Genomic DNA, 7,355 nt, shown 5'->3' with positions numbered 1-7,355 from the left:
ACGCCGATCATCTGGCCGGCAAAGTAGATCCCGGGGTGGGACTTGAGCTCGAGCCGCGGGTTCAAGAGGCGCGGCGAATGGATAAAGGTGTTGCGGTGCATGCTGCCCAGACGGACGAACTCGGCGCGCTCCAAGCCCGGAATCATGCGGAAGACCCGCTGCTGCTCGGGGTATTTCATCCGGGTCTGGAAGCCCACCATATTATAGAGGGTCGCATGCAGGTCGTCCTGTCTCAGCTGGACGACGGCGTGGGGGCGCCTCCCCGTGCGCGGGTCGATCAGCCCGACGGGCTTCATCGGCCCGAAGGCCAGGGTGTCGCGCCCGCGCTCGGCCATCACCTCGACCGGCAGGCAGCCCTCGAAGAACTTCGGCTGCTCGAAGTCCTTGGTGGGGACCTTCTCGGCGGCTACGAGGGCCGCGACGAAGGCCTCGTATTCCTCCCGGTTCATCGGGCAATTGAGGTAGTCCGCCTCGCCCTTGTCGTAGCGGGAGGCGCGAAAGGCGATGTCCAGGTTGATGCTCTCGGCCTCCACGATGGGGGCGATGCTGTCGTAAAAATACAGGTATTCGGAACCGGTCAGCCGGGCGATCTGCTCGGCGAGCGCCGGACTGGTGAGCGGTCCCGTGGCGATCAGTAGGGGCGAACCTGGGGCCGCATCCAGCTCGGTCACCTCTTCATTCACCAATTCGATCAAGGGGTGGCCGCGAATCGCTTCGGTGATGAATTTCGAAAATCCCTCCCGGTCCACCACCAAGGCCCCTCCTCCCGGCACGGCGTTGCAATCGGCCGAGCGCATGACGAGAGAACCCAGGCGCCGCATCTCCTCTTTCAGGAGCCCCACTGCATTTTTTAAGTCCGCCCCCCGCAGGGAATTGCTGCAGACCAACTCGGCAAAATCCCCGGTCTTGTGGGCCTCGGATTTTTTTGCCGGCCGCATCTCGACGAGCCGAACCCGGTGTCCGCGCCCGACAAGCTGCCAAGCGGCCTCGGAGCCGGCCAAACCGGCGCCTACAACAGTGACTTCGGAGGAAAAAGGATTCGACACGCGCTGAATGTAGCGGAAATGGCGGGCGGTGTCAGTATTTTGAAAAAAAGAGCCCCCAACTTGCGTTGGGGGCCCTAGGGGTTAAGAGGAGTGTGGGATATAGGGTCTTTTTAAATCTTTATTGGGTGTACGCCCATGGCTCGAGCTTGGCAAGAAATTTTTTAGCGGGCCCAATTTTGTACAGATATAGGATAGACGAAAAGCCACTTGTGGATAAAGGCCTATTTTCCCTTTTAGGTAGAATATTTATGCCGGGGTGCCGCTAATTAAGCGGCCCTCGAAAGGTCCCCAGATAAACGAAGGCCCTCTCGTCGCGGCTTTTGGCCGCAATTAGAGGGCCTTCTGGGGGTATGGGGTGTTAGGGAATCTGTAAGAACCGCGGCTCCCACCCCAAGCAGGAGCCGCGGTTTTTATTTACTTTTTGGCCTTCCGACGGACGTAACCGAAGACCGCGCCGGGGATCAGCATCAGGCCGAAGGGCAGCAGGCCCTGCAGACCGGAGGCTCCGAGCTGGTTCAGGCTACAACCGGCGCCCTCGAGCATCGGGAAGAATCCGGTGCCGGGGGTCGGGTCGCAGGCGTCGCCGATCCCGTCTTTGTCGGTGTCCGTCTGGTCCGCGTTCGGGACCGTCGGGCAGTTGTCGACATTGTCCGGAATGCCGTCGCCGTCCTGATCGCCGGGGTTGGTGCCCGGGGTCGGGTCGCAGGCGTCGCCCAAACCGTCGTGGTCGGTGTCTTTCTGATCCGGGTTCACGACCACGCGGCAGTTGTCGATCGGGGTACCGTCGGCGCCGTCCGGGATGCCGTCGTCGTCCGAGTCGGTATCCTGGAAGTCCGGGGTCCCGTCGCCGTCCGTGTCGGTCGGAGGCGTGTTCGGATCGTCGTCGTTGTCCTCGTCGTCGTCGGGGATGCCATCGTCGTCGGAATCCTCGTCGCGGAAGTCCGGCGTGCCGTCGCCGTCGGTGTCGACCGGAGGCGTGTCGACGTTGCCGTCGCCCTCCTCGTCTTCGTCGGAGATGTGGTCTCCGTCGGAGTCGTTGTCGCCCGCGTCAGGCGTGCCGTCGCCGTCGGTGTCGGTGCCCGGAGGCCCTTCGCCCGAATCCGGATCCGGATTGCCGTTCAAGCTGTCGTCGCAGATGTTGTCGTTGTCGGCGTCGCCGGCCGTGCAGACGGGGTCCGCCGGCGTGGTGGCGTCGTCGGTGTTCGACGGCAGGCTGTCGCCCACGATGTTGGTCGCGATGACACGGTAGCAGTAGCTGGTCGCATCGTCGACCGTATTGTCGAAGAAGGTGACCGTCGTGCCGCTGCCCAGGACCGCGGGAACCGTGGCGATATCGCTGAACGGATTCCCTTGGGCGCAGAGGCCGTCGGCGCGCTGGACCACGAACTGGTCCTCGTTATTGGAGGAGTCGGTCCAGGTCACCTTGATCGAGTGGCTGTTCTCGGCGGTCGCCGTCAGGTCGATCGGCGTGTTCGGGACGGTGACGGGCACCGCCAGGGTCGAACCGTCGTCGATGTTGCTATAGGGCGAATCGCCGGCGATGTTGAAGGACTTCACGCGGTAGCAGAAGGTAGTGCTCGCAGGCAGTCCCAGGTCTTGGTACTGGATGCCGCCGCCGATGCCGCCGGAGGCCGGCAGGTTGGCGATGGGCGCGAAGGGGTTGCCGTCGGCGCAGGCGCCGGGAGCCCTTTCGAGCACGAAGCCCGCCTCGTTGTCCGCCGTGTCGACGAATTGGACGTCGATGCGGCTGCTGGTCACGCCGTCCGCCTGCAGATTGATCGGGGCGATCGGCGGGACGCCGGGCACATCCAGGGTGGTGGCATCGTCGATGTTGGAGTACGAGCCATTGCCCTGAGCGTTGAAGGGACGCACGCGGTAGCAGTACTTGGTGCTCGGGGTCAGGCCCGTGTCGTGGAATACGGTGGTATTGGGACCGGTGGTCGCGACCTCGGCGAAGCCGACGCCGAGCAAGCAGTTGACGTCAGACGAACGCTCGATCTTGTAGCCGTCCTCGTTGGTCGCATTGTCGGTCCAGGTCACGTCGATCTGCTGCGAGGAGATCGCGGTCGCCGTCAGGTTGGTCGCCGGGTTCGGGACCGTCGTCGGGGCCGGGAAGGTCGTCGCGTCGTCGACGTTCGAGAAGCTGCTGGTGCCGACCGAGTTCTTCGCACGCACCTTGTAGCAGTACAGGGTGCTGGGCGTGAGCCCAGTGTCCTGGAAGCTGGTGCTGTTGGCCGGGATGGTGTCGGTCAGCAGGACGAAGCTGGAGCAGTCGCCCACCGAACGCCAGAGCTCGTAAGCCTCTTCGTTGTTGGCGTTGTCCACCCAGTTCACGTCGATCTGCGTGCTGCTGACAGCGGTCGCGATCAGGTGAGTCGGGTTGGCCGGAATATCCACGGGCGCCGTGAAGGTCTTCGCGTCGTCCTTGTTGGAGTAATCCGAGAAGATGGAGCCGTTGAACTCGGCGCGGACCCGGTAGCAGTAGGTCGTGTTCGAGGCCAGCGGAGGCGTGGGGACGCCCAGGTCGTGGTAGACCGTGACGTTGGCGCCGACTTCGGCCACTTGGACGAAGGTGGCATCCACGCCGGGGTTGGCGCAATCCATGCCGGGCGAGCCGCGCTCGATGGTGTAGCGGACCTCATCCGGGCAGTTGTCCACCCAGCTCAAGTCGATCTGCGAGGCCGAGACGGCGGTCGCGATCAAATTGGTCGGGTGACAGCCGGGTCCGGGGGTCGCCGTGGGCGTGGGCCCAGGGGTACCCGTCGGGGTCGGGGTCGCCGTGGGCGTCGGGCCAGGGGTGGCCGTCGGCGTCGGGCCAGGCGTCGCGGTCGGCGTCGGGCCGGGCGTGGCCGTCGGCGTCGGACCCGGAGTCGGGGTGACGGTCGGGGTCGGGCCCGGGGTCGGGGTGACAGTCGGCGGCGGAGTCGGGGTTTCCGGCAGCTCGTTCTGACAGGTCGAGCTACAGCCGTCGCCATTGACTAAGTTGCCGTCGTCGCACTGCTCGTCCTCGTCAACGTTGCCGTCGCCGCAAAGCGGAGGCGTCGGACGGGGATCGGGCGAATCCGAGGGATCGTCATGCAGTTCGATGGTTCCGGAGAATTCGGAGGTGTTGATCACGGTGTCGCTGCCGTCCTGCTCGGGACGGGAGGCCAGCATCGAGATCTTGACGCCGGCGACCAGGTTGGTGCCGCTGATCAAATAGGAAAAGCTCTTCGTGGTACCCGGCTCGCCGAGCGGCAGGTTGAGCTTGCCCAGGAAGATCTTGCCCTCGCCGTGGGTGTCGCCGTCGCTGGCCTTCACGGCGTAGATCTGGATCTCGGAACCCGCGGGACCGCGGGCCTGGATCACGTAGTTGTTGGTGCCGTAGGGCTGCGAGCGCACCATCGAGGGGAAGGGCAGACAGTCGTTGGGACCGCCGGAGCAGGAACCCGCGCCGGGGCCGGTGGGGCCGTCGGCCTGCAGGTCGATACCCAGGCCGCCGTTGCCGTAGATGCTGTTGAAGCCCAAGTCGTTGAAATGGTTGGAGGCGCCGCCGATGACGGCGATGCCGATCCCGCCGTTGTGCGAGATGTAATTCTTCAGGGTGGGAGAACCGCCGACCTTGTTGCGGGCGCCGTCGATACGGAAGCCGTCGCCGCCGTTGCCATGGCCGTTGCCGGGGTTGGCGGTCGCCTCGTTCTCTTTGGTGGTGCCGACGTAGTTTTTGCTGAACTTGTTGCTGTCGCCGGTCACGACGACGCCGTGGGAGGCGCTGGCCACCACCACGCTGTCGTACATATTGTTGTTGTTACCGTTGATCTCGACACCGATGTTGTTGCCGTCGTTGGTACCGGCCACACGCTTGCGGCCGATGTAAACGCGGGCCAGGGTGTTGTTGTTGCCGTTGACGCAGATACCCTTGCCGCTCGAGGAAATGACGTTGATGCCCTGGACGAGGTTCCCGTTGGATTGGATATCCAGGATGCACTCCGAGGCGCTGATGCGGGAATCGTTGGCCTTCAAGGTGACGTCGACCCCGTCGCCACCCTCGCGGCCTATGATTTGAATCTTGCCTTGGCAGGTGGAAGGAATCACCAGGGGCCCGTCGACCGTAATCACCTTGCTGTCGGGATGGCTGGTGCTCCACTTGTCGAAGTTGATGATGTCGTCGCCCGAGTTGGCGCAAGCTTCCTGAATGGCCTTGCGGAGGGTTTGCTCTTGATAGGTGCAACCCGCGTTTTGGCAGAGGTCATAATTGTTGGGCGGGCTGTAAACCGTGGCTTGGGCCTGGCCGGCGAAGGCCGCGGTAAAAAGAAGCCCGAGGATCCATAAGAAAGCTTTGGGGGTCTTGTTCATAATGAACCTCTTCATAAGTAGACGAGTGGGTTGCATCGTGCGCCTTTTTGTGGACTGCGAGTTTACTATCGACCGCGGTCAGGATTAGTTGCTTCGAAGAAATAAAAGTTTTTTTTGAAGCAACTAATCGGCGGGGGTCGCGATAAACAAGGCAAAACCAGGGAATCCTGGTCTCAAAAGAAGTACATAAATTTGTCCGTTTTATAAACGTTCACTCTGCGGGGGCACAGCCAAGGAGTACGGCTATGACCCCCCCTCTTTCGCGCGACGCGAGCGTCGACGCCTCCGCAACCTCTCCCGATGCCGGGGCCCCGATCTCGGACGCCTCCGTCGATACCTCCAGCAGCCCTAATCCCTCGACCGGCGATGCCGGCACCGACAGCGCTGCGGCCGCGACGGACGACCCTCAACAAGTGACCTTATTCGGCCGCGCCTCGCTGGGGGCTGCGGACCACGGCGGAAGAAACGCCGTGCCCTTCGCCTACCAACCGATTTCGCAATTCGGCGACTGGATCGGCTTCAGCGTCGCGGGCGGCGCCCTCTACGACCTGACCCGAGGCACGGTCCGCCCGCGCCTCGGCGGCCTGCTGGGCTATAATCGGGTGAACGGCGGAGAAAACACCTCCGGAAGCCATGTCAATATGTTCAGCCTCGCCCCCCGCTTCGAGCTCGATTGGAGCCGGGCCTGGGGACGCGGCCCCGTCGCCGGCCCCAGCCGCTTCGGCATCGAAGTCGGCTTGGGCGTGGGCTTCGGCACCTCGACGGTCGACGGCGGCTTCCAGCTCCACGACCAACTGGGCTTCGCCCTGACCCCACGCGCCGATTTGAATCTATTGAATGTCCGCGTCGGCTCCGTCGAGCTGGGCCTCGATTTCTACGCGGCCAACCCCACGGTCTTCGGTAGCGCGCATAACAGCGGCTTTGTCGAACTGGGCGGCGCCCTCACCTTCCGCGGCGCCCTGACCCCGACCCCGACGGTGGTTTCCGAGGCCTGCTCGGTCGACCGCCGCGGCGAGATTGTCCAGCGCATCCACAGCCTCCAGGCCGAAAACGCCGGCCTGCGCGAGGAAAACACCCAAAACGCGGTCTTCCTCGAGAGCATCCGCACCCAGCTGGAAGTCCAGGGCGTGACCCAAGAGCAGCTGGTCGAATCCCTGCGCACCGCGCTGGCCCAGCACATCGAGCGCCAGCTCGGCGGCGAGACCCCGACGCCCCGCGCCGAGGTGGTCGAGCAGCTGCGCCGGCTCTACGGCAGCTACCTGCGCAGCCGCGCGGAGAATCCTGTCACCGATCCGGCCGAGCGCGCCCGCCAGGCTCGCGAGGTGTTTCCGGACGACTTCGACCCCTCGACGGCCGACAACCGCACGATCGCGGCCCGCGCTATCTTCCCCGACGACTTCGATCCCTACTCCTTCCGCGAGGTCACCGGCGTCGACGTCCCCGAGCCCCTGCCTACGGATTGCGACTCCCTGGAGACGCTCCGCACCAGCCTCGAGGACGAGCGCGCCGACCTGCGCGAGCAGCGCGGCTTGATCGACGGCCTGGTCCGCATGGCCCTGGTCCGCTTGGGCGTGCCCACCACGGCGGCGCCTAGCCTGATCCGCGCCATCACGCGGCTCTCCGAGATCCACTTCATCACCGCCCGCCCGATGGGCGCCCCGGACCGCGTCTCCGTACGCGACGCCGACATCGCCCCGATCAACGCGGCGGCGGAGGCCTGGGGCCGCGACCATCGCGGCGAGGTCCGCCCGCAGGCGGAGATCGAGGACGCCTTCAGCTCGATCTTCCCCAGAACGCGCCGGGCCCCCAGCGACACCACCCCGGGCCGCGGCGAGGAATACTCACCCAGCCTCGAGGTCATCCGCGGTATCGCCGAGACCCTGCGTTCGCCCGACATGCGCGGCGCCCACTTCTACATCGTCGGCCATACCGACAGCCGGGGCGACGACGCGATGAACCAGCGCCTCTCGTTGC

3 protein-coding genes are annotated in these 7,355 nt (G+C 64.7%); 1 reads left to right on the top strand and 2 read right to left on the bottom strand.

Annotated features, from left to right (window positions below; translation table 11 throughout):
- Both FBR05_13855 and FBR05_13850 read right to left on the bottom strand, forming a co-directional pair.
- Window positions 1-1,046, bottom strand: a 1,046-nt coding sequence (locus FBR05_13855) for a methylenetetrahydrofolate--tRNA-(uracil(54)-C(5))-methyltransferase (FADH(2)-oxidizing) TrmFO (protein MDL1873260.1), incomplete at its 3' end; no start/stop codon positions are given.
- Window positions 1,047-1,460: 414 nt separating this feature from the next.
- Window positions 1,461-5,417 (bottom strand): hypothetical protein, encoded by a 3,957-nt coding sequence (locus FBR05_13850; GenBank protein ID MDL1873259.1) that lies wholly within the window; start codon window positions 5,415-5,417, stop codon window positions 1,461-1,463.
- 209 nt (window positions 5,418-5,626) lie between these two features.
- On the opposite strand from FBR05_13850, the gene FBR05_13845 reads away from it, so the two are divergent.
- The coding region (locus tag FBR05_13845) for a hypothetical protein (protein MDL1873258.1) at window positions 5,627-7,355 on the top strand (1,729 nt) is incomplete at its 3' end.

Source organism: Deltaproteobacteria bacterium PRO3, assembly GCA_030263375.1.
Lineage (GTDB): Bacteria > UBA10199 > UBA10199 > DSSB01 > DSSB01 > DSSB01.
Note: the sequence above shows the minus strand (reverse complement) of the source record. Positions and strands in the feature narration are given on the sequence as shown.

Excerpts from the sequence above, each read along its gene's own strand:
- FBR05_13850 (MDL1873259.1), bottom strand. The coding sequence starts at position 5,417 with ATGCAACCCACTCGTCTACTTATGAAGAGGTTCATTATGAACAAGACC.